Below are 20,200 nucleotides of genomic sequence, written 5' to 3'. Positions count from 1 at the left end.
TTTAAAGGGCCTTGTTCAATTTTGGTGAAGGTGTTAAGCTTTGGGTCACCTGCTTCAGAATATGATCCGCGGTGATCGGAAGACCATCATAATTCAAAACAGAAATAAGTTTCTTCGGATCAGCTCCCAATTCGATCATCAATAAGCTGCGTAATTGCGCATCTCGATTCTGCTCAATAACAAATATTTTTTCGTGTGAATTAATAAAGTCTTCAACCGTCTTGTTAAACGGGAATGCCCGGAGTCGCAAAGCGTCAACAAATATTTTCTGCTCCTTCAAAAGATCGATCGCTTCTTCCGTTGAATACGTTGAAGTACCAAAGAAAATAACACCGTGCTTAAACTGATTCTTATCCTGGTAAGCAACCGGTGAGGGAACCATTCCTTTTGCCGTGTTCCATTTCTTAACCAGCCTTTCCATATTACGTTGGTAGGCTGCTGAATCTTCAGTATAAACCGCGTATTCATCACGCGAGGAACCTCGGGTGAAAAATGAACCCTTTGTCGGATGGGTACCCGGGTAAGTACGATAAGGTATCCCGTCGCCATCAACATCCAGATAACGTCCGAATTTCTGTATCTTTTCAAGATCATCAGAGGTCAATACCTTTCCTCTTTTATAATTACGTTTATCATCCCATTCAAGCGGAGCCGAAATATGATCATTCATTCCGAGATCAAGATCAGTCATCACCATAACCGGGGTTTGCAATTCCTCTGCAAGATCAAAAGCGTCAGCCGTCAGCTCAAAGCACTCTTTCGGCGTGGAAGGGAAAAGCAGCACATGCTTTGTGTCGCCATGCGATGCGTAAGCTGCTAAAAACACATCTGATTGCTGGGTACGTGTTGGCATACCTGTTGAAGGTCCTGTACGCTGAACATCTATAAGCACAGCAGGCACTTCAGCAAAATAAGCAAGGCCGAGAAATTCATTCATCAATGATACTCCCGGGCCACTGGTGGATGTAAATGACCTTGCGCCGTTCCAGTTAGCGCCGATAACCATCCCAATCGCCGCCAGTTCATCTTCAGCCTGCACTATTGCGAAATTCTTTTTGCCTGTTTTTTTATCAACGCGGAGTTCATTCGCGTAATTACCAAATGCCTCAACTACTGATGTTGATGGTGTAATGGGATACCACGCAGCCACTGTTGCTCCCGCATACACAGCGCCAAGCCCACAAGCTGCATTTCCTTCCATCATGATATGATCACCGATCAGGTCACGGCGTTCAACACGAATATCCAACGGATATTTAAAATTCTTATGGATGTAGTCGACTCCCATTTGCAACGCTTTTACGTTCATTGGAATGAGCTTTTCCTTCCCTTTGAATTGTTCCGCCAAAAGATCTTCAAGCACCTTAAACTCAATGTCAAAAAGAGCAGCAAGCGCGCCTACATAAATAATATTCTTAAACAACTGGCGCTGGCGCGGATCCGCATAGGCGGCGTTACACATCTCCATCAATGGAATACCAATGTAATTGATATCCTCACGAATATATTGTGAATGCAATTTCTTCGAATTGTCATATAAAAAATAACCGCCCGGCTTTACACTTGCCACATCGCTTAACATACTTTGGGGGTTAACAGCTACCACAAGATCAATCCCTTCCCTGCGGCCCAGATAGCCCTTCTCACTTACACGCACTTCATACCAGGTAGGCAGGCCTTGTATATTGGAAGGAAAAATATTTTTGGGAGTTACAAAAATACCCATCCTGAAGATGGCTTTTGTAAAAAGAAAATTGGCGCTCGCTGATCCTGTTCCGTTAACATTCGCAAACCTTACAACAAAATCATTCACCTTACTATTGCTTACTGACATGCTTTCCCTGCTTTAGTAACATTATAAAAGAATTTTTGCATGTCCCATGCCGAAGTAGGACAACGCTCTGCACACAAACCACAATGCAGGCAAACATTTTCATCCTTCACCATAACCCTTTTGGTTGGAAGCGTTTCGGACACATACAGATCCTGGGTGAGGTTAGTAGCCGGTACTTTCAGGTGCTTACGCAATTCCGGCTCCTCTTCATTTTCCGTAAACGTAATACACGATGTCGGACAAATATCAACACAGGCATCGCATTCTATGCATTTGCTCGTGGTAAAAACCGTTTGCATGTCGCAATTCAAACAACGTTCAGCTTCTTTGAATCCGGTGATATGGTCAAATCCAAGCTCAACCTCTTTTTTACGGTTTGCAAGGGTTAGCTTTTTATCGGCCTGCGGAACAATATATCTTTTATCCGTCACCACCTGGCTATCATAAGCCCATTCGTGTATCCCCATTTTCTGGCTTACAAGATTCACATAAGGCGAAAGGCGTTTATTTATATCTTCCTTTTTGCATACAAGGTCAATGGACACAGCAGCCTGATGCCCATGAGCTACAGCCGTAATCACATTCTTTGGACCGAAAGCAGCGTCTCCGCCGAAGAAAACTTTTTTATGCGTGGAAGCAAACGTAACTTTATCCACAACAGGCATGTTCCATTTGTCAAACTCAATTCCAAGATCACGTTCGATCCAGGGAAAACTGTTCTCCTGCCCTACAGCTATCAACACATCGTCCGCTTCAATAACTACTTCCGGTTCTCCTGTTGGAACCAATTGTCTTTTACCCTTATCATCATAAACTGCATGCACTTTTTCAAATTTCATGCCCTTCAATTTGCCGTTTTCAATGACAAAGGATTTCGGAACATGATTATCAATAATCGGAATATCTTCGTGCTGAGCATCTTCTTTTTCCCAGGGAGAAGCTTTCATTTCGGCAAAAGGGCTGCGTACAACAACCTTTACCTGTTCACCACCTAACCTGCGCGCAGTACGGCAACAATCCATAGCGGTGTTTCCTCCTCCAAGTACAATTACTTTTTTACCGATCTTATTGGTGTGTTCAAACGCAACACTACTCAACCAGTTAATTCCAATGTGGATGTTGGATGCACCTTCTTTACGTCCCGGAATATCGAGGTCGCGGCCCTTTGGAGCACCGGTACCAATAAAAACAGCATCGTAATTTTTATCGAGGATCTCCTTCAGGCTTGATACGTATGTATTGAAATGCGTATGAATTCCAAGGTCAAGTATATAATTCACTTCTTCATCAAGCACCGATTCAGGAAGACGAAAAGCGGGGATCTGGCTCCTCATGAAACCTCCCCCTTTTTTTTGCTCATCATACAAATGGATCTCATATCCCAATGTAGCGAGGTCGCGGCCAACAGTTAACGAAGCAGGACCAGCACCTAACAAAGCCACTTTTTTACCATTTGGCTTGAATGGCCCTTGTGGCATGTGCTTTTTAACATCTCCTTTGTTATCGGCTGCAACACGTTTAAGGCGGCAAATTGCTACCGGCTCTTCCTCTACCCGAACCCTACGGCAGGCAGGTTCACATGGACGATCACAGGTACGACCCAGAACTCCGGGAAATACGTTAGAATCCCAATTGATCATATAGGCCTCGGCATATTTTTCCTCCGCAATAAGTCTTATATATTGGGGAACAGGTGTATGAGCAGGACAAGCATGCTGACAATCAACCACTTTGTGGAAATACTCAGGGTCTTTAATATCGGTTGGCTTCATTTCCCAGGTTAATTTTTAAGAATGCTTTCAAAAATAATATTTTTTACCATAACATCATACAGTTTAGACAGCGAAATCACAATATTTTAGGGGGTCTGCTTTCCTCCCGAAACATACTGAAACAATCGAAATAAGGTTGATATTTTTCTAATACCGATGCCCGATATATTTTAGTCTAAATTTGAACAGTTTTTCTCTTTTGACAGGTATTACACCACAGACCCTTTATTTTAGCGGATGGTATAACTATAAAACTAACCTTTGAATTATTATTTTTCTTCTGCAAAGTTTAAAGATTGTAAAGTCAGAAGCCTGCAGGCAGGGAACCTGCATTATTTTTTCATTATAGTTTATGTGTTTTTTGAAAAAAAATCATGTAGGTTTGAGACATAAACGTGAAACATTGAAAAACAGATCGTTTTTTCTCCTGCTTCTTCTCTCATTATTGCCTTACTTCCATCCGTCTTGCTTTGGGCAGTCGGCTAATGGGGGTATAATTGTGGTTGAAGGGCTGGTATCGGGTTACAACCACGACCCTACGCGAAAATTACTTCAGAAAGAAAAACCAATCATACTTGAAGGTACGCTTGAAAGAGTTGCAATTAATGTATTGGAAAGCGGAACATCAGTATTTACAGCTCTTACAAACAAAAAGGGTGAATTTGAGTTGCGGTTGGCCCTGGGCAAGATTTATCGGGTTGAACTAACAAAAAACGGCCGTACAAAAACCATTTTCCTTATCGATGTACGCGCTGTTCCCCCGGAAATAGCTGCAATCGGCATAAAATTCATCGGAGCCGAATTGGTAATGAATAGCTTTTTGTCGAAAGATACTACCCAGGTAAATCAACCTTTTGGCAGGTTATACTATGATGTGCGAAAAAAAATGATGGACTTTGAGCCGGCACAGGTTAAGGTTAAAAGCGGGCTCTTTGCACGGCAGGAAGAACCAAACACATCTGCATCACTGATGAAGCGGGCGGTCCTGAAAAACAGGGACAATGTAATTAATGATCAGAAAAACATATTAACAACGGCGCAGGTAAAAAAATGGAAAAAGATGACAAAGCCGGTACCGGCAACTACTACTGAAAATACAGAGACGCCTCCTCCGGCTGATACCGTACGCAAATTTACTTCCAGGTTTAAATTAGGTTCCAATATCGGGGTAGACCAATTCTCAGAAGACTTTATGCGATCGCGCGAATCTGAAATCGAAGCGGCGCGAAAACAACTCGAAGAAGATAAAGCAAACGCCAAAACAGCCGAGGACAGCCTTCTTATTAAAGGAAGGGAAGAGCTGTTGAACGCAGCTGTAATTGAACTAAGCGGCGCGAAAAAGATGATCGCAATGCAAAAAAACCAGATCACCACTCAGCGCAATTTATTATACCTGGCCATATTCAGTTTGGCACTTGTGTTTGCCTTTCTGTTCTTTCTTTTCAAACACTCCAAAGACAAAAAGAAAAACCACATTTTACTGAAAGAGAAAACAAAAAAAATAACCGATAGTATTAATTATGCCAAGTACATTCAGCAATCTATTCTGCCGCAGGAAAGTGATATTCAAAAATTACTCCCGCATTCATTTATTTACTATCAACCCAGGGATATTGTAAGCGGCGATTTCTATTGGGTGTCAGCGATCGGGAACAAAATAGTGATAGCGGCTGTCGACTGCACTGGGCATGGAGTTCCCGGGGCATTCATGTCATTGATAGGCAATACATTATTAAATGAGATTATAAACGAGAAAAAGATAGTTGAACCTTCTGCAGTTTTAGAATTATTGCATGCAGGTATTTTTAAATCCCTTAATCAAAATGCAAGCGAGATCAATTGCCAGGATGGAATGGAAATGTCGCTATGCGTGATCGATCACCAACAAAAAATAATCCAGTTTGCCGGCGCAATGAATCCAATATATATTGTCAGGGGCAATACCCTTACCATTATTAAGGCCGATATGCAAGCCATAGGCGGTATACGATCGGCGGCGCGAAAAAACACTGCCGTTGAGTTCAGCACACAACAGATCCCAATACATGAAGGCATGACCTTATACATGTTCACAGATGGATACATGGATCAATTCGGCGGCACTGACAACAAGAAATTCAACACACAACAATTTAAAAAAATGCTCCTTGATATTCAGCCATTGGATATGGACAAACAAAAGCAAACCGTTGAGCAAACCATGAAAAACTGGAAAGGAAATTACAAACAGATCGATGATATGCTGGTGATCGGGTTGAGGTTTTGAAAGTTGTATTTACAAAAGGGATGGGAACAAATTAAATAACGATGTCGGAAATAACCATCCAAAAACTCACCCCAGCCGACAATTTAATCAATCAAATAGCCTGATATATGCGAAATAGGGTTCAAACAAAACTCTAATATACCTTCAACTCAAACGGAATACTCAGCACCGATTTAAATTCCTGGCCTTTTATCTCCATCAGTTCATCGCCTTCTTCATAAAACCAGATAACGTTCACTTTTTTACCTGCTTTTATTATACCTTCAAGTGTTACCAGCAGATCCGATACCTGCTTAACAGAACTTGAATTAAAATACTGGAGTTTGATCTGAAATTCCGTGTCCGGGTTGGGGTTCTGAACGTAAGCCTTCACCCAGGAAATAACTGGCCGGTAAAACTCCACAGCGTCTTCAGGCAATGATCTGCCGCTAATGACAAACTCATTGGCTTCCTCATCTAAGGTAACTTCTGGCGTATCTTCTGTTCCTTTAAGCTTTAACGACTTTCCCATGACATAAAGTTACACAGTAATGTTCAATGAAAAAAATGACAGTGTATCTGTAACAGGTATAAAAGTATGTTTTATTTTCTCACTGCTGTACTTACATATTTCAATAAGGCCCATACCCGCACCCTCACCGGGAACACTCTCTTTTTCCAATAAGGTTGATCTGTAAACTTCGGCCAGAGCGGCAGGGTCAAGGGCCGAAACCTCCTTCAACCTTATTTTTAGCGGCTCCACTTCGTTGTTGTGAATGAAATTACCCGCGGTAAGTGTGTATTTATTGTTCTTAACGGCTATTATAAATATACCCTCACGCATACCATTATGTTCCGCGGCATGTTTGCTTATATTCTGAAGTAATTCAACCAGCATATATACTGCCTTTTTGCTAAGTTTAGGTAACTTCTTCTGTAAATTCATATTGGTTTCGATAAGCTGCAAAACAGGAAGGATGGATTGTTGTGAAAAATCTCCTTTACGAATCATCAGCACATTTTCAGCCAGCATAGCGTTATACAATTCCTTGGTGCTGTTAAGTGTAATGGCTGAAGGCAAATTAGTTTCTTCCTTTGAGGCCAATACCCGGAGCTGCATATAAAAAACCGAGAAGTAGAAATTAACAAACTCAAAATCGTATTCGAGGCGGCAATCGGATCTTCTCGCCATTTCTATAAGGCCCAATCCCGCTCCGCCCTTTTCAGAAAATTCATTTACGGCAAGGGCACTGATGTATGCAGCCTTCAACTCCTCCTGTGAAAGCGTATTTATCGACTTGAGTTTTGACGTTAATCCTGCCTGTTTCTGATTATCAATTAAATTAGTTGATGCTATATAAAATGCACTGCCAATGTTTCTCAATAAAAACATCTTCGGTTTATTGTTGGTTCTGTTAACCAGATCTGGCTTATCCGCATGACGGATGATATTCTGAAAACATTCGGCGATAAGAAACGAAAGTTTATTTTTAAGCACTTGCGACTCACGAACACTCGTATCATTAATCCGCATAAGGGTTGAAGTGAGTTCATCATCAAACTCTCCCAGGTAAATAAGACTGAATTGATCTTTTTCCAGCTTATTAAAATACCGGTATGCTGCTCTTGGCTCCATTAATAATTAAACGTATTGAGGTCTCGCAATGTTTTGTGTGAATTTAGTATAAAATCCTTTTATCCCAAACTATGCATTAGAAAAAGCTCCAGTGCATGACGATTAAGAAAATTATGCTTTCAGGTTTTATTTCATTGCTACCTTTTGGGTGATTTTCAAATCGGGGGGTAAACCCAACTAAAGCAGATAACCGAAAAGGTCATAAATCTGCGTATCTTTTGTATGATTCCTATCACGCTTTTTATGCCAAAAAAAAACATGCCCGCAGGCATGTTTTTTCAATAGTCGAAAATTTATACTTTCGAATCAGATAACTCTGACATTTGTAGCATTCAGACCTTTTGGGCCACTTTCTACTTCAAATTCCACTTTGTCATTTTCACGAATGTGTGCGCCGTTTAAACTTGACGAATGAACAAAGACGTCTTTTTCACCAGACTCAGGTGTAATGAAACCAAATCCTTTAGTTTCGTTAAAAAATTTTACTGTACCTTTTTGCATATTTTTATTTTTAAATTGGGCGACAAGATATTAATATTATTTGACATCCTGAGAAAAGATAGTCAAAAATATAATAATTAGCTTATTATCAGATACTTATTGGGTTGTCCTAATGTAACACAGTACCTAAAATTGACTGAAACAGGACCATTCCGTCCATATTACCCAACTCAGGATCGGAAGCCCGCTCGGGATGAGGCATCATTCCGAACACATTTTTACCGGCATTACATACCCCGGCAATATTATCAAGTGAACCATTCGGGTTAGATTCCGGAGTTACATTACCTCTATCATCACAATAACGGAACAGCACCTGTCCATTCTTGTTTATTTTTTCCAGGCCTTTTGCATCAATAAAATAATTTCCCTCTCCATGTGCAATAGGAATTTTAAGCGCCTTATTTATCGGAATGCCTGATGTGAGTAAAGTCTCATTATGCTCGGCTTTAATGAATACATTTTTACAAATGAACCTGCGCTCGGTATTATGCAGTAAAGCACCCGGCACCAAACCGGCTTCGCATAAGATCTGAAAACCGTTACATACGCCAAAAACATATCCCCCTTTTGCCGCATGATCAATCACCTTCTCCATAATCGGCGCAAAGCGTGCGATCGCTCCTGAACGTAAATAATCCCCGTGGGAAAACCCTCCTGGAAGTATAATAAAATCGCAATTCTTCAGGTCCTTGTCTTTGTGCCATAACTCAACAACATCCTGTCCCATTACATTGCGCAGCGCATATATCATGTCCTGATCGCAGTTGGAACCCGGGAAAATAACCACACCAAATTTACTCATGATCGGTCTTGTTTTTGTTTTTTGAAGAAGTAAACTTACAAAATTACCCCTAGTTAAACATTAGAAAAACTATTGTTTTATTCCTGCTTAATAACTTATGCTAAAATGATTGTACGCAATAGTCAATATCAGCATCCATATTACTATTTCGGCTACCCAAACCATCCTTGCCCATAAAAAATAACCTGTTATAAGTACCAACAGGGGTAAAAGAGCCACAAAAAAATAAATATAACTCAAGGTCGGCGTAATGAGCAAAGTAAGAGCGCCAATTACAAACAACCAACGTAAAACAGCTATTGTGCTCCTGTGCTGCACCGAACGGTTGGCGGCATCGGCACCACGACCGATCGAAAGCACAGCGGCTATTCCCACAAACAAAATAAGTTCCGAATAAGGCTGAGCCATTTCCCCGCTGAATGCTGTATCCCGATCAATAACAGGAAATAATACCCGATCGATCCACAGGTATTCGGTCCCTTCAAATAAAAAATACCAGGTATGCACATAAATATATGGCAGCAAAAAACCCAATATAACAATGGCCCACAGGCGCCACGAAAAAGGCAAAAGCACGAGAACTGCGATCAGGACAAAAATGATCAGCAATGCAGCAGGGAAATAAAATAACGAAGCTATTGCTATAAGGAACCCCGCATCGAAACAGGGCGAAAGGGCAGAAGTATTGCGGTAAGTAGCCAAAATACGATTCAAAGCCAGTAAAATAAATATATTGGCGAACAAACCCGGGTGAAGCCGCAATAACTCCGGCGAAAAGGAAGTGAAAACAATATACATCAATACAGGTAAATAGGAGCGTTTACCGGTTATTTCATATTTATCAATTATATAGTTAAATAAGAACGCCTGTATGATCAGTAAAATGAACGCAACAATGGTACATAAAAGGGGATAAGCCAACAAAGGGTTCACCACCAATTCAAATAAAGGCATCTGGTGTTTTACAATAGGCAGGATTGGATGAATAAAAGCAGGCAGCCACAGCAATACAGCTAAAACAGGGATTATAATAATTAAAACAGGCTGATGTGACCTGAAAAAGCGAACCAGCATTTTAAGGGAATGATTTTATACAAATTTTCAATTTTATTTTTACTTTTGTGGAAATAGTACTTAAAATCGATTAACAATGACAGACTTTTTTAACGGATTTGGCCACTTGTGCCAAAAATTCTTCAAGATCATGCCACATGTTGGCAATAAGTACAATTTCTTTATGATAGTTGTTGGCTTTATCGCTATGATAATCTGGCTATGGGTACAAGGCAAGTATTCAAAGAAAGCGCACGAAGAAGGCACGTTGGAATAAGCCTATGCTTACTATATATTTAAAATCCCGTTCAGGATAATGGACGGGATTTTTATTTTAGATCTGAACCGATGTCTTTCCGATAGTACTTTTCATCATACTTGATTCTCTCAGCATTTCCAAAACTCTTTTGCAAAGCTTCATTTATAGTTGAGCCAAAGGATGTGAGCGCTAAAACCCTGCCTCCATTTGTTACAACACGGCTTCCCTGTTGTTTAGTGCCGGCATGAAATACCAGACTGCCTTCAACTTTATCAAGTCCATCTATCACCTTCCCCCTTTCGTAATCACCGGGATAGCCACCAGCCACAAGCATTACCGTTGTCGCGAACCGTTCATCAACTTCAATTTTTTTTGTGCTTAAATTTCCATTTGCAACACCTTCAAACAGATCAATGATGTCTGACTTAATACGGGGTATAACCACTTCGGTTTCGGGATCGCCCATGCGGCAGTTGTATTCAATAACATAAGGTTCACCGCCAACATTCATCAGGCCAATAAAAATAAATCCTTTATAAACTATTCCCTCTTTTTTAAGTCCCTTTATTGTGGGGATCACAACCCGCTCTTCAACCTTTTTCAGAAACTCCGCATTGGCAAACGGAACAGGTGATACAGCACCCATGCCTCCTGTATTTGGACCTGTATCGCCCTCTCCTATTCGTTTGTAATCCTTGGCCGCAGGTAAAATTTTATAACTCTCGCCATCCGTTAAAACGAAAACAGATAATTCAATTCCTTTTAAAAATTCCTCGATCACCACTTTCGCGGAGGCATCACCGAATTTGGCAAGCGCCAGCATTTCATTCAATTCCGCTTTCGCTTCATTGAGCGCAGTGGGAATAAGCACTCCTTTACCGGCAGCAAGTCCGTCCGCTTTTAATACATAAGGAGGTTTTAATGATTCCAGGAATTTTAATCCTTCTCCTAATGTTTCTTTTGTAAATGTCTGATATGCGGCGGTTGGGATATTATAACGCTGCATAAAACGTTTCGAAAAATCCTTGCTGCCTTCCAATTGCGCCCCATCTTTTTTCGGGCCGATTACCGTAATGTGCATTAATTTTTCATCCGCTAAAAAAAAATCGTGTATCCCCTTTACAAGAGGTGTTTCAGGACCAACAATAAGCATGTTGATGCCATTCTCAAGTACAAATTTTTTAATGGCTTCAAAGTTCGTTTCCGGAATAGCAACATTTGTTCCGTATGCCTGAGTACCCGCATTACCAGGTGCTATAAATAGTTTTTTAAGTTTTGGGCTTTGTGCCAATTTCCATGCAAATGCGCATTCACGGCCACCGGAACCAATTAAGAGGATATTCATAATTATTAGAGTTGGCAATTGACAATTGGCAATTGGCAAAAACACATTGCCAACTGCCAACCGCCAACTATTTTTTTACAAAGGGATATTCCCATGCTTCTTCCTCGGCAATACATCAACTTTATTTTCCAACATTTTAAATGCTTTCAAAAGTTTAACCCGGGTATCTTCAGGCAATATCACTTCATCAATATAGCCCCGTTCTGCAGCACGATAGGGGTTCGCAAAATGTTGAATGTATTCCTGCTCTTTCTCTTTAAGTTTAACTGAAGGATCTTTAGCTTCCGATATTTCCTTTTTGAAAATTATTTCTGCAGCTCCTCTTGCTCCCATCACGGCAATTTCCGCAGTCGGCCAGGCGTAATTCATATCCGCTCCTATGTGTTTGCTGTTCATCACATCATAGGCTCCGCCGTAAGCTTTACGCGTAATAACCGTGATACGCGGCACTGTTGCTTCACAAAAAGCGTAAAGCAATTTAGCCCCGTTAGAGATAATGCCATTCCACTCCTGGTCGGTACCGGGTAAAAAACCTGGTACATCTTCAAACACAAGTAATGGTATATTAAACGAATCACAAAAACGAACAAAGCGTGCCGCCTTCACGGATGAATTAATATCCAACACACCAGCCAGAAACGCGGGCTGGTTAGCCACTATGCCAATACTTCTTCCGCCGAGGCGGGCAAAGCCAACCACAATATTCTCGGCAAAATTCTTATGCACTTCATAAAATGTATCGCTGTCGATCACCCCACTGATCACATCACGTATATCATACGGCTGATTAGGGTTTTCGGGTATAATAGAATTAAGCTGGGGACGCTTTTCATTTCCTGAAATCTCATATTCAAGAGCCGGGACATCATCCTCACAGTTTTGAGGCATGTAGCTAAGCAGTCGCTTAATATTATTTATGCATTCCACTTCATTGGCGCATGAAAAATGTGTTACACCTGATTTGGTTGAATGCGCGGAAGCTCCACCCAACTCTTCCGATGTTATTTCCTCATGTGTAACAGTCTTCACAACATTGGGACCTGTAACAAACATGTAAGATGTATTTTCCACCATTAAAACAAAATCGGTTATGGCGGGGGAATACACCGCGCCACCCGCACACGGACCCATAATGGCGGATATTTGAGGGATAACTCCCGATGCCCTTGTATTACGATAAAATATATCGGCATAGCCGCCTAATGAAACAACACCCTCCTGTATACGCGCGCCGCCGCTGTCATTAAGGCCGATCACAGGAGCGCCATTTTGCATAGCCAGGTCCATGATACGGCAAATTTTCTCAGCATGCGTTTCGGAAAGAGAACCTCCAAACACAGTAAAATCCTGAGAGAAAACATATACTAAACGGCCATTAACGGTTCCAAAGCCTGTTACAACGCCATCTCCCAAATATTTTTCGCGCTCTAAGCCAAACTCGTTGGAACGATGTGTTACAAACATCCCGATCTCTTCAAAAGAACCCTCATCCAGCAACAGGTGCAAACGCTCACGCGCGGTTAATTTTTTCTTTTTATGCTGCGATTCAATACGGGCCTGGCCTCCTCCCAATTGTGCTTCAGCAATCTTTTTATTAAGGTGCTCTATCTTTTTTTGCATATGCTTCCGTTAAACATTAATCCTGTCTAAATATAACCAAATCCTCTTTCAAAAATAGCAAAATACCGGAGCAGGTCGGCAGGTCTTTAATTAAAAAGCCCCTCCAATAATTATTGAAAAGGTCTTTAATCATAACCCTGGTGTAAATCTGACTTTGTATTTAAAAAAATGAATTGTGCTTCTATTTCACAAGGGCATACATCTGTCCGTCAATATAATGACCTTTCTTCTCATAGATTTTTTTCATCATTCCTTCGTGCTTAAAGCCATTTTTCTGAAGGATCCGCTCAGATGCTTTATTGTTCTCAAAAACAACAGCCTCTATCCTTATCAAGCCAACGTAACTAAAACCATAGTCACAAAATCGCTTTAATGCTTTAGTCATTATTCCATGCCCGCGGTAAGGTTTAGCCATCCAATATCCCAGTTCATCGCGATGCGAATCAATGCCATAATTCAGCTGAAAACCTATACAACCCATTACCTCTCCGTTATTCCTGCGGATGATCCAGGATAAATTACGGCCATATTTTTTCCGCCTTTCCCTGCATTGATTCAAAAAATCTTCAGCGTCTTTTTCCGTATAGGGGTGGGGTATCCGCAGCGTGTTGCGATAAATGTCTTCATCATTAAGATATTGCACCAAAGCGGGTTTGTCGGCATCCACCGGGGCTGAAAGATACAGGTCATCATTGATCACAAGCTTTTCCATAGCAATATACAATCCCCAAAAATACTTTCAATAGCGTATAGCAAAATAACAGCTTCAATTCTTTTGTTAACTTTAAAATGTTAAAACCACTCTCCTTTCCGTTCCTCTGTGCCTGAAGCGGAAAGGAAGACAAAAGAAGTATTATGTTTGTTGAACACACATCGTCCTCATTATTCCGCAAGGGCTGCATTGAAGTCATTTGCGGCTCTATGTTTTCGGGCAAAACAGAGGAACTTATCCGCCGGCTTAAACGCGCACAAATTGCAAGGCTTAAAGTTGAAATTTTTAAACCCGCGGTAGATACCCGTTATAATAAAGAAAAGGTTGTTTCACACAATTACAGTGAGATCCCTTCTATGCCCGTTAGTGACTCGTCGGAAATACTAAAAAAAGCTACAGCCACCGATGTAATTGGTGTTGATGAAGCCCAGTTCTTCGATAAAGGGCTTACGAAAGTTTGCACAACGCTTGCCAATAAAGGAATACGGGTTATCATTGCCGGACTGGACATGGATTATAAAGGACGTCCCTTTGGCCCTATGCCTTCATTACTGGCCTGCGCTGAATATGTTACCAAAGTACATGCTATCTGTATCCGTTGCGGAGACCTTGCTAATCATTCATACAGGAAAACAACAAATGATGACCTTGTGATGCTTGGTGAAACAAGCAATTATGAGGCTTTGTGCAGAAGTTGTTTTAATCAAAATTCTTAAAAGAAAAGGTTAAATTTGTCTTTATGAACAAGAAGGATATATACCAGAAAATCAAAAATTACTTCGTTGATAAACCGGTAAAGAAGATTTCCGTATTTGGTTCCTATGCCCGTAATGAGCAAAAAACATCCTCAGATATTGATATCTTGGTAACTCCGGAAAGGCCGCTTGGACTTATGGCTTTATCCGGATATAGAATTGAATTAGAAAAAATACTTGGACTTCATGTTGATCTAGGTACTGATAAAGGCATCTCCTCTTTTGTTATTCCTTACATACAAAACGACATAGAAATTTTGTATGAAAAACCCTGAGCGCGACTTTGTACGATTACAGCACATCAAAACTGCGATTCTTCTTATCGAAGAGTTTTCGGCAGGTATGGATGCCAGGGTGTTTTTAAAAGACACACTCAGGCAAGCCGCGATCATTCGCGAATTTGAAATAATCGGAGAGGCGTCAGCTAATATTTCAGCGGAAACAAGAAAACAATTCGCAACTGTTGAGTGGGAAAAAATCAAAGGATTCCGAAATTTACTTGTTCATGAATATTTTAGAGTTGATGCGGGTGAGGTTTGGGCAACAATTCAGATTGATATTCCTGCTTTAAAAGAACAAATCACTTCCATTATTAAAGTCTTTGAAGGTACATTGTGAAAGGAATGACATCTTTCAAAAAAAACTACATGTACTCATCAGCACAAATAGCCGCAATAATAAATGCCTCACATTCGGGCGAAAGTATTGACGGCATACGACACCTTGTTATTGACAGCCGGAATATTATCTCGACGCATAGCAGTTTGTTTTTTGCCATCAACGGGCAGCGGCATGATGGACATAAATTTATTGCTGCGCTTTATGAAAAAGGAGTACGCTGTTTTGTTGTTGAACAATTACCGGAAAACGCTTCAACCTATCCTGAAGCCTGCTTTTTGAACGTCAAAGATAGTGTTGGAGCACTTCAGCAGTTGGCTTCTTATCATCGTAAACAATTCAATATTCCTGTTATTGGCATAACAGGCAGTAACGGAAAAACCATTGTAAAAGAATGGTTGTACCAACTTATGCGGGAAGACAAAAATATTGTCCGCAGTCCTAAAAGTTATAACTCGCAGGTAGGTGTTCCCATATCAGTATGGCAATTGAACAAGGAACATGAGCTTGGAATTTTTGAAGCCGGCATATCCATGCCCGGTGAAATGGAAAAACTTGAGAAAATTATCCAGCCTACCATCGGACTTATTACCAATATAGGTCAGGCGCATGATGAAAGTTTTTCCGATCACACTTTAAAAATGCAGGAAAAACTCAAATTGTTTAAGAATTGTTCTTCATTGATCTATTGCAAAGACCATAGCGGGATACACAAACAAATACAGACTGCGAAACAAAAAAACACATTCAGTTGGTCGATAAAAACAGGGGCCGATTTGATTATTACAGGTATCAAAAGAAAACCGCATGATACAAGTATAGAAGGCTTATTTAAAAAGAAAACAATTGAAATTGAGATCCCGTTTACCGATGATGCCTCCATTGAAAATGCTATAAATTGCTGGGCAACACTTTTGCACTTAAACTATTCGTCTGCGCTCATCTCTCAGCGCATGCAGCTACTGAGCCCTGTCGCCATGCGTTTGGAAATGAAGGAAGGCATCAACAACTGTTCGATCATTAATGACAGTTACAATTCCGACTTAGGCTCATTGAACATCGCGCTCGATTTTTTGAACCAGCACAAACAACACATCAAAAAAACAGTTATACTTTCCGATATTTTACAAAGTGGAAAAAACGAAGAACGACTATACAAAGAAGTGGCACACCTGCTGGAAACCAAAGGCATTTACAGGCTGATAGGCATTGGCAAAGCCATTGAGCGGCAATCAAAATTATTTACGATCAACAAACATTTTTACGACAGCACAGAAGACCTGTTAAAGCATCATGGTGATATCGGCTTTCATGATGAAGCCATCCTGATAAAAGGCGCGAGGACTTTCGGGTTTGAACGTATAAGTAAACTGCTGCAACGAAAAGCTCACGAAACTGTGATGGAAATAAATCTGAATGCTGTTGTGCATAACCTGAATTATTTCCGCTCTAAATTAAAACCAGGAACAAAGCTCATGGCTATGGTAAAAGCTTCTTCGTACGGTAGTGGCAGCTACGAGATCGCGAATGTATTGCAGTTTCATCATGTTGATTATTTAGCGGTGGCGTATGCCGATGAAGGAGTTGAATTGAGGAAGGCAGGAATTACACTACCTATAATGGTTATGAACCCGGAAGAACAAGGTTATGATGCGATGATCGAATACGGACTGGAACCGGAAATTTTTTCCATGCGGATTATCCGATTGTTTAACGAAGCATTGAAACGCAATGTGGCTTTAACCAGATCTGATAAACCCGCTGCTATCCATATAAAACTGGATACAGGTATGCACAGGTTAGGGTTTGAAGAAAATACACTGGATGAATTGATCGCATTTTTAAAAGAGAATAAAACCATTCACGTTCGATCAATCTTCTCTCACCTCTCATCAGCTGATGAAGCTAAACATGATGATTTTACAAAAGAACAAATTTCACGGTTTGAAAAAATGCAGAAAAAAATTGCAGCTTCGCTTAACTATCCTGTATTAAGTCACATGCTTAATTCCGCGGGCATCAGCCGTTTCCCACAAGCCCAGTTCGACATGGTGCGTCTGGGCATTGGTCTGTACGGCATTGGCTGCAATGCGGAGGAGCAAAAACAATTGGAGTTCGTGAATACACTTAAAACCACCATATCGCAGATCAAAGACATTAAAGCAGGAGAAAGCATTGGTTATAACCGGAAGTTCTTTGCGAAAAAAGACATGCGTATTGCCACTGTCCCCATTGGCTATGCCGATGGATTAAACAGAAGACTAAGTAATGGCAAAGGCAAAATGATTGTGAACGGGCAACCCGCACCTATTGTTGGCAATGTATGCATGGATATGTGCATGTTGGATATTACAGGAATTCCCGCAAATGAAAGCGATGAAGTTATTGTGTTTGGAAAAGAATATCCTGTAACGCAATTCGCGAATGACGCAGAAACTATTCCTTATGAGGTATTGACGAGTATGTCGAGAAGGGTGAAGCGGGTTTATTACCAGGAGTAGCCTCGCCTCACTGCCTTTGCCGAAATAGATACTTATTTTCAAGCTGCCCGTTAATCATTGGAACAGCAAACCTCCAACATCGTTTTACTAAGCCCGAAGGGCTAAAAACAGCATATATCACTCATACAAATCATCCTTGTAAATTTCAAATTTAATTTGAAATTTACAAGGATGATTTGTATCTTTGAAATATGATTCAAAGACAAATTCAGATTAACATTGAGCGCCAATTGAAACTTTTTCCTGCAGTAGCTGTGTTGGGGCCAAGGCAGGTTGGGAAAACAACACTCGTAAAACTACTCGCCAAAAATCAGAAAAAAACTATTCACTACCTCGATCTTGAAAGGAGCAGCACGTTTGATATAGTTAAGCGTGATGCGGAAGGATACCTCTCGGCATTTATGAACGATTGTGTTATTATTGATGAAATACAACGTATGCCTGAATTGTTTCCTTTACTGCGTTCACTTATTGATGAGAAACGTAAACCGGGACGCTTTATCATTTCCGGTTCGGCTGCGCCTGAATTGCTTAAAGGTGCATCGGAAAGCCTCGCCGGGCGCATTGCCTATAGCCATCTCAACCCAATTGGTTTGCATGAACTGCCCAAAAACATCTCCATGCAGCAGCATTGGTTAAGAGGCGGATTCCCACAGCATTTATTACTGAATGATAACGCCTCGCGTTACGACTGGATGGATTCTTTCATCACTACTTACATTGAAAGGGATCTGCCTTTTTTGTTTGATGTAAAATTCTCGACAGTTACCATGCGTAAGTTATGGCAAATGCTGGCACATTTACAAAGCGGTATACTTAATGCCGAAAGCCTGGGCCGCTCACTGGATATTACCGGCACAACCCTTAAACGCTACCTCGATTACCTGCAAGGGGCTTTTATTATTAATAAGCTGCCTCCTTTTTATGTAAACATTGGCAAGCGATTGGTTAAAGCTCCTAAAGTGTATATAAGCGATAGCGGCATTTTGCACTTTTTACTTAATATACATACCAACAAAGAACTCCTCAGCCATCCATCCCTCGGTGCATCCTGGGAAAGCTATGTGATAAGCCAGGTTATGTACGCTAAAAATAACCGCACTGATGCATTTTATTACCGCACGCAAGCCGGCGCGGAGTGCGACCTCGTTCTCGCACGCGGCCAAGAAGTGAAGGCCTGTATTGAAATAAAACACAGCAAAAGCCCTGTACCTACTAAAGGGTTTTACCAATCTATGAAGGATTTGAAATGCAAGAACAATTTCATCATCACTTCTGATGACACTGAATACACTACAAAAGAGAAAGTAAAAATTGTGGGATTGAGTGTCTTCCTGAAAAAACACCTGCCGGGATTAAAATAATCATCCTTGTAAATTTCAAATTGAATTTGAAATTTACAATCTTATCAGAAAATAAATAAAAAGACATCCGATCTTCTCGCTTATACTAATGATTTTATTAGGGAGATAATCCGGTATGATCAATGTTTTCTTATTAATTACATCCTATCCTCACCCAAATGCCTTCACAAAAACATACAAATTAAACCCTGGCTTGCCGGAGGTCTCCTCAATCATTTTCTGAAGATCAACCTTATGAATATCCTTCATGCGTTTATTTTGGATAAGACGATAGGCTTTTTCGGTGAGTAAATACGAGCGTTTGCTGTTTACTTTTTCTTTGTGAAGTTTGTCAATGGCTTGTATTAATTCTGATGTCCCTTCATCACTGGTGGCTACGGCTTTAATTACGGGCACCTCTGTCTCATCTTTTTCCAGGCGTGAGTGAACAAGTGTAATAATATTTTTAATGAAAGTACCGGCCCCATCCCGATCGGATTTATTTACTACAAAAATATCGGCGATCTCCATTACCCCCGATTTAATGGTTTGTACTTCATCCCCTGATTCAGGCACAAGTACAAGTATAGTCAGGTCGGCAAGGCCTACAATTTCAACTTCGCTCTGCCCTACTCCAACCGTTTCAACAAACAAATAATCGAAATCAAAACATTTCATTACATCCACCACTTCAATTATTTTAGCCGATAAACCGCCTAATGAGCCACGTGTTGCCAGCGAACGGATAAATACATTTTCATTATTAAAATGATCAGCCATACGCAGTCTGTCACCTAACAGAGAGCCAAAATTGAACGGGGATGTCGGGTCAATAGCAATTACACCAATCTTTTTGTTTTGTGTAGTTAGTTGCTTTATAACAGAATTAATGAGTGTGCTTTTTCCCGCACCGGGAGGGCCGGTAATACCGATAATAGGAATGCTCCTTTGTGCCTGCAAAGAGGTGAGTATTTCCTCATAGCCTTCCAACTCATTCTCAACAATGGTGATGCAGCGGGCTAAGGCTTTTTTATCGCCTTGCTGTAATTGAAGAAGGAGTTCCTTTATATTCGCACCCATTACTAACAAAGATAATTAATTTGCAGTGTTGACAGACCGTAGACAAAACTTCATTTTGCACGCAAAGGCGCAAAGCTCGCAAAGGCTTTAAATTGGAGCGGTTTCCTGTTTTCTCTTTGCA

18 protein-coding genes are annotated in these 20,200 nt (G+C 40.8%); 7 read left to right on the top strand and 11 right to left on the bottom strand.

The window, feature by feature from the left end:
- Position 1: 1 nt before the first annotated feature.
- Positions 2 to 1,834 (bottom strand): 2-oxoacid:acceptor oxidoreductase subunit alpha, encoded by a 1,833-nt coding sequence (locus HYU69_14385; GenBank protein MBI2271529.1) that lies wholly within the window; start codon positions 1,832 to 1,834, stop codon positions 2 to 4.
- Positions 1,825 to 3,606 carry an FAD-dependent oxidoreductase gene (locus HYU69_14380; GenBank protein ID MBI2271528.1) on the bottom strand — a complete coding sequence of 594 codons (1,782 nt, stop codon included), beginning with the start codon at positions 3,604 to 3,606 and terminating at the stop codon, positions 1,825 to 1,827. The genes HYU69_14385 and HYU69_14380 overlap by 10 nt, the downstream gene beginning before the upstream one ends.
- Before the next feature lie 382 nt (positions 3,607 to 3,988).
- Between HYU69_14380 and HYU69_14375 the strand changes: the two genes are divergently transcribed.
- Positions 3,989 to 5,872, top strand: coding sequence for a SpoIIE family protein phosphatase (locus HYU69_14375; protein MBI2271527.1), 1,884 nt, complete (start codon positions 3,989 to 3,991; stop codon positions 5,870 to 5,872).
- A gap of 133 nt (positions 5,873 to 6,005) precedes the next feature.
- On the opposite strand, the gene HYU69_14370 is transcribed toward HYU69_14375, so the two are convergent.
- The 5 genes from HYU69_14370 to HYU69_14350 form a co-directional block, all read right to left on the bottom strand.
- Positions 6,006 to 6,383, bottom strand: a complete 378-nt coding sequence (locus HYU69_14370; protein MBI2271526.1) for a DUF1987 domain-containing protein — start codon at positions 6,381 to 6,383, stop codon at positions 6,006 to 6,008.
- Between the two features lie 9 nt (positions 6,384 to 6,392).
- Positions 6,393 to 7,487: a hypothetical protein gene (locus tag HYU69_14365; protein ID MBI2271525.1), complete on the bottom strand. Its 1,095-nt coding sequence runs from the start codon at positions 7,485 to 7,487 to the stop codon at positions 6,393 to 6,395.
- A 306-nt stretch (positions 7,488 to 7,793) separates the two neighbouring features.
- On the bottom strand, positions 7,794 to 7,988 hold the full coding sequence (locus HYU69_14360) for a cold-shock protein (GenBank protein MBI2271524.1): 195 nt from the start codon (positions 7,986 to 7,988) through the stop codon (positions 7,794 to 7,796).
- 109 nt (positions 7,989 to 8,097) lie between these two features.
- Positions 8,098 to 8,793: a phosphoribosylformylglycinamidine synthase subunit PurQ gene (gene purQ / locus HYU69_14355; GenBank protein ID MBI2271523.1), complete on the bottom strand. Its 696-nt coding sequence runs from the start codon at positions 8,791 to 8,793 to the stop codon at positions 8,098 to 8,100.
- An 87-nt stretch (positions 8,794 to 8,880) separates the two neighbouring features.
- The gene (locus HYU69_14350) at positions 8,881 to 9,867 is read right to left on the bottom strand and encodes a hypothetical protein (protein MBI2271522.1); all 987 of its coding nucleotides are present in this window, start codon (positions 9,865 to 9,867) and stop codon (positions 8,881 to 8,883) included.
- Between the two features lie 76 nt (positions 9,868 to 9,943).
- On the opposite strand from HYU69_14350, the gene HYU69_14345 reads away from it, so the two are divergent.
- Positions 9,944 to 10,123 carry a hypothetical protein gene (locus HYU69_14345; protein ID MBI2271521.1) on the top strand — a complete coding sequence of 60 codons (180 nt, stop codon included), beginning with the start codon at positions 9,944 to 9,946 and terminating at the stop codon, positions 10,121 to 10,123.
- A gap of 52 nt (positions 10,124 to 10,175) precedes the next feature.
- Here HYU69_14345 and purD read toward each other — a convergent pair whose 3' ends face one another.
- The 3 genes from purD to HYU69_14330 form a co-directional block, all read right to left on the bottom strand.
- On the bottom strand, positions 10,176 to 11,450 hold the full coding sequence (gene purD / locus HYU69_14340; GenBank protein MBI2271520.1) for a phosphoribosylamine--glycine ligase: 1,275 nt from the start codon (positions 11,448 to 11,450) through the stop codon (positions 10,176 to 10,178).
- Between the two features lie 75 nt (positions 11,451 to 11,525).
- Complete coding sequence (locus HYU69_14335; GenBank protein ID MBI2271519.1) at positions 11,526 to 13,070, bottom strand: acyl-CoA carboxylase subunit beta; 1,545 nt, start codon at positions 13,068 to 13,070, stop codon at positions 11,526 to 11,528.
- Between the two features lie 181 nt (positions 13,071 to 13,251).
- Positions 13,252 to 13,782 (bottom strand): GNAT family N-acetyltransferase, encoded by a 531-nt coding sequence (locus HYU69_14330; protein MBI2271518.1) that lies wholly within the window; start codon positions 13,780 to 13,782, stop codon positions 13,252 to 13,254.
- A gap of 143 nt (positions 13,783 to 13,925) precedes the next feature.
- Here HYU69_14330 and HYU69_14325 point away from each other — a divergent pair, with 143 nt between their 5' ends.
- The 5 genes from HYU69_14325 to HYU69_14305 all read left to right on the top strand — a co-directional run bounded on the left by HYU69_14325 (position 13,926) and on the right by HYU69_14305 (position 19,020).
- A complete protein-coding gene (locus HYU69_14325) occupies positions 13,926 to 14,498 on the top strand; it encodes a thymidine kinase (GenBank protein ID MBI2271517.1) in 573 nt (190 codons plus the stop codon).
- A 23-nt stretch (positions 14,499 to 14,521) separates the two neighbouring features.
- Positions 14,522 to 14,812, top strand: coding sequence for a nucleotidyltransferase domain-containing protein (locus HYU69_14320; protein ID MBI2271516.1), 291 nt, complete (start codon positions 14,522 to 14,524; stop codon positions 14,810 to 14,812).
- The gene (locus HYU69_14315; GenBank protein ID MBI2271515.1) at positions 14,799 to 15,155 is read left to right on the top strand and encodes a DUF86 domain-containing protein; all 357 of its coding nucleotides are present in this window, start codon (positions 14,799 to 14,801) and stop codon (positions 15,153 to 15,155) included. The genes HYU69_14320 and HYU69_14315 overlap by 14 nt, the downstream gene beginning before the upstream one ends.
- Positions 15,156 to 15,184: 29 nt before the next feature.
- Positions 15,185 to 17,656 (top strand): bifunctional UDP-N-acetylmuramoyl-tripeptide:D-alanyl-D-alanine ligase/alanine racemase, encoded by a 2,472-nt coding sequence (locus tag HYU69_14310; protein ID MBI2271514.1) that lies wholly within the window; start codon positions 15,185 to 15,187, stop codon positions 17,654 to 17,656.
- 191 nt (positions 17,657 to 17,847) lie between these two features.
- The gene (locus HYU69_14305; GenBank protein ID MBI2271513.1) at positions 17,848 to 19,020 is read left to right on the top strand and encodes an ATP-binding protein; all 1,173 of its coding nucleotides are present in this window, start codon (positions 17,848 to 17,850) and stop codon (positions 19,018 to 19,020) included.
- Between the two features lie 150 nt (positions 19,021 to 19,170).
- Here HYU69_14305 and meaB read toward each other — a convergent pair whose 3' ends face one another.
- Entirely contained in the window at positions 19,171 to 20,079 is a 909-nt protein-coding gene (meaB, locus tag HYU69_14300) for a methylmalonyl Co-A mutase-associated GTPase MeaB (GenBank protein ID MBI2271512.1), read from the bottom strand.
- Between the last annotated feature and the right edge of the window lie 121 nt (positions 20,080 to 20,200).

It is taken from the genome of Bacteroidota bacterium (assembly GCA_016183775.1).
Taxonomy (GTDB): Bacteria; Bacteroidota; Bacteroidia; order JABDFU01; family JABDFU01; genus JABDFU01.
This window is presented reverse-complemented; position numbering and strand designations above follow the sequence as displayed.

Excerpts from the sequence above, each read along its gene's own strand:
- HYU69_14385 (MBI2271529.1), bottom strand. The coding sequence starts at position 1,834 with ATGTCAGTAAGCAATAGTAAGGTGAATGATTTTGTTGTAAGGTTTGCG.
- HYU69_14380 (MBI2271528.1), bottom strand. The coding sequence starts at position 3,606 with ATGAAGCCAACCGATATTAAAGACCCTGAGTATTTCCACAAAGTGGTT.
- HYU69_14370 (MBI2271526.1), bottom strand. The coding sequence starts at position 6,383 with ATGGGAAAGTCGTTAAAGCTTAAAGGAACAGAAGATACGCCAGAAGTT.
- HYU69_14365 (MBI2271525.1), bottom strand. The coding sequence starts at position 7,487 with ATGGAGCCAAGAGCAGCATACCGGTATTTTAATAAGCTGGAAAAAGAT.
- HYU69_14360 (MBI2271524.1), bottom strand. The coding sequence starts at position 7,988 with ATGCAAAAAGGTACAGTAAAATTTTTTAACGAAACTAAAGGATTTGGT.
- purQ (MBI2271523.1), bottom strand. The coding sequence starts at position 8,793 with ATGAGTAAATTTGGTGTGGTTATTTTCCCGGGTTCCAACTGCGATCAG.
- HYU69_14350 (MBI2271522.1), bottom strand. The coding sequence starts at position 9,867 with ATGCTGGTTCGCTTTTTCAGGTCACATCAGCCTGTTTTAATTATTATA.
- HYU69_14345 (MBI2271521.1), top strand. The coding sequence starts at position 9,944 with ATGACAGACTTTTTTAACGGATTTGGCCACTTGTGCCAAAAATTCTTC.
- purD (MBI2271520.1), bottom strand. The coding sequence starts at position 11,450 with ATGAATATCCTCTTAATTGGTTCCGGTGGCCGTGAATGCGCATTTGCA.
- HYU69_14335 (MBI2271519.1), bottom strand. The coding sequence starts at position 13,070 with ATGCAAAAAAAGATAGAGCACCTTAATAAAAAGATTGCTGAAGCACAA.
- HYU69_14330 (MBI2271518.1), bottom strand. The coding sequence starts at position 13,782 with ATGGAAAAGCTTGTGATCAATGATGACCTGTATCTTTCAGCCCCGGTG.
- HYU69_14325 (MBI2271517.1), top strand. The coding sequence starts at position 13,926 with ATGTTTGTTGAACACACATCGTCCTCATTATTCCGCAAGGGCTGCATT.
- HYU69_14320 (MBI2271516.1), top strand. The coding sequence starts at position 14,522 with ATGAACAAGAAGGATATATACCAGAAAATCAAAAATTACTTCGTTGAT.
- HYU69_14315 (MBI2271515.1), top strand. The coding sequence starts at position 14,799 with ATGAAAAACCCTGAGCGCGACTTTGTACGATTACAGCACATCAAAACT.
- HYU69_14310 (MBI2271514.1), top strand. The coding sequence starts at position 15,185 with ATGTACTCATCAGCACAAATAGCCGCAATAATAAATGCCTCACATTCG.
- HYU69_14305 (MBI2271513.1), top strand. The coding sequence starts at position 17,848 with ATGATTCAAAGACAAATTCAGATTAACATTGAGCGCCAATTGAAACTT.
- meaB (MBI2271512.1), bottom strand. The coding sequence starts at position 20,079 with ATGGGTGCGAATATAAAGGAACTCCTTCTTCAATTACAGCAAGGCGAT.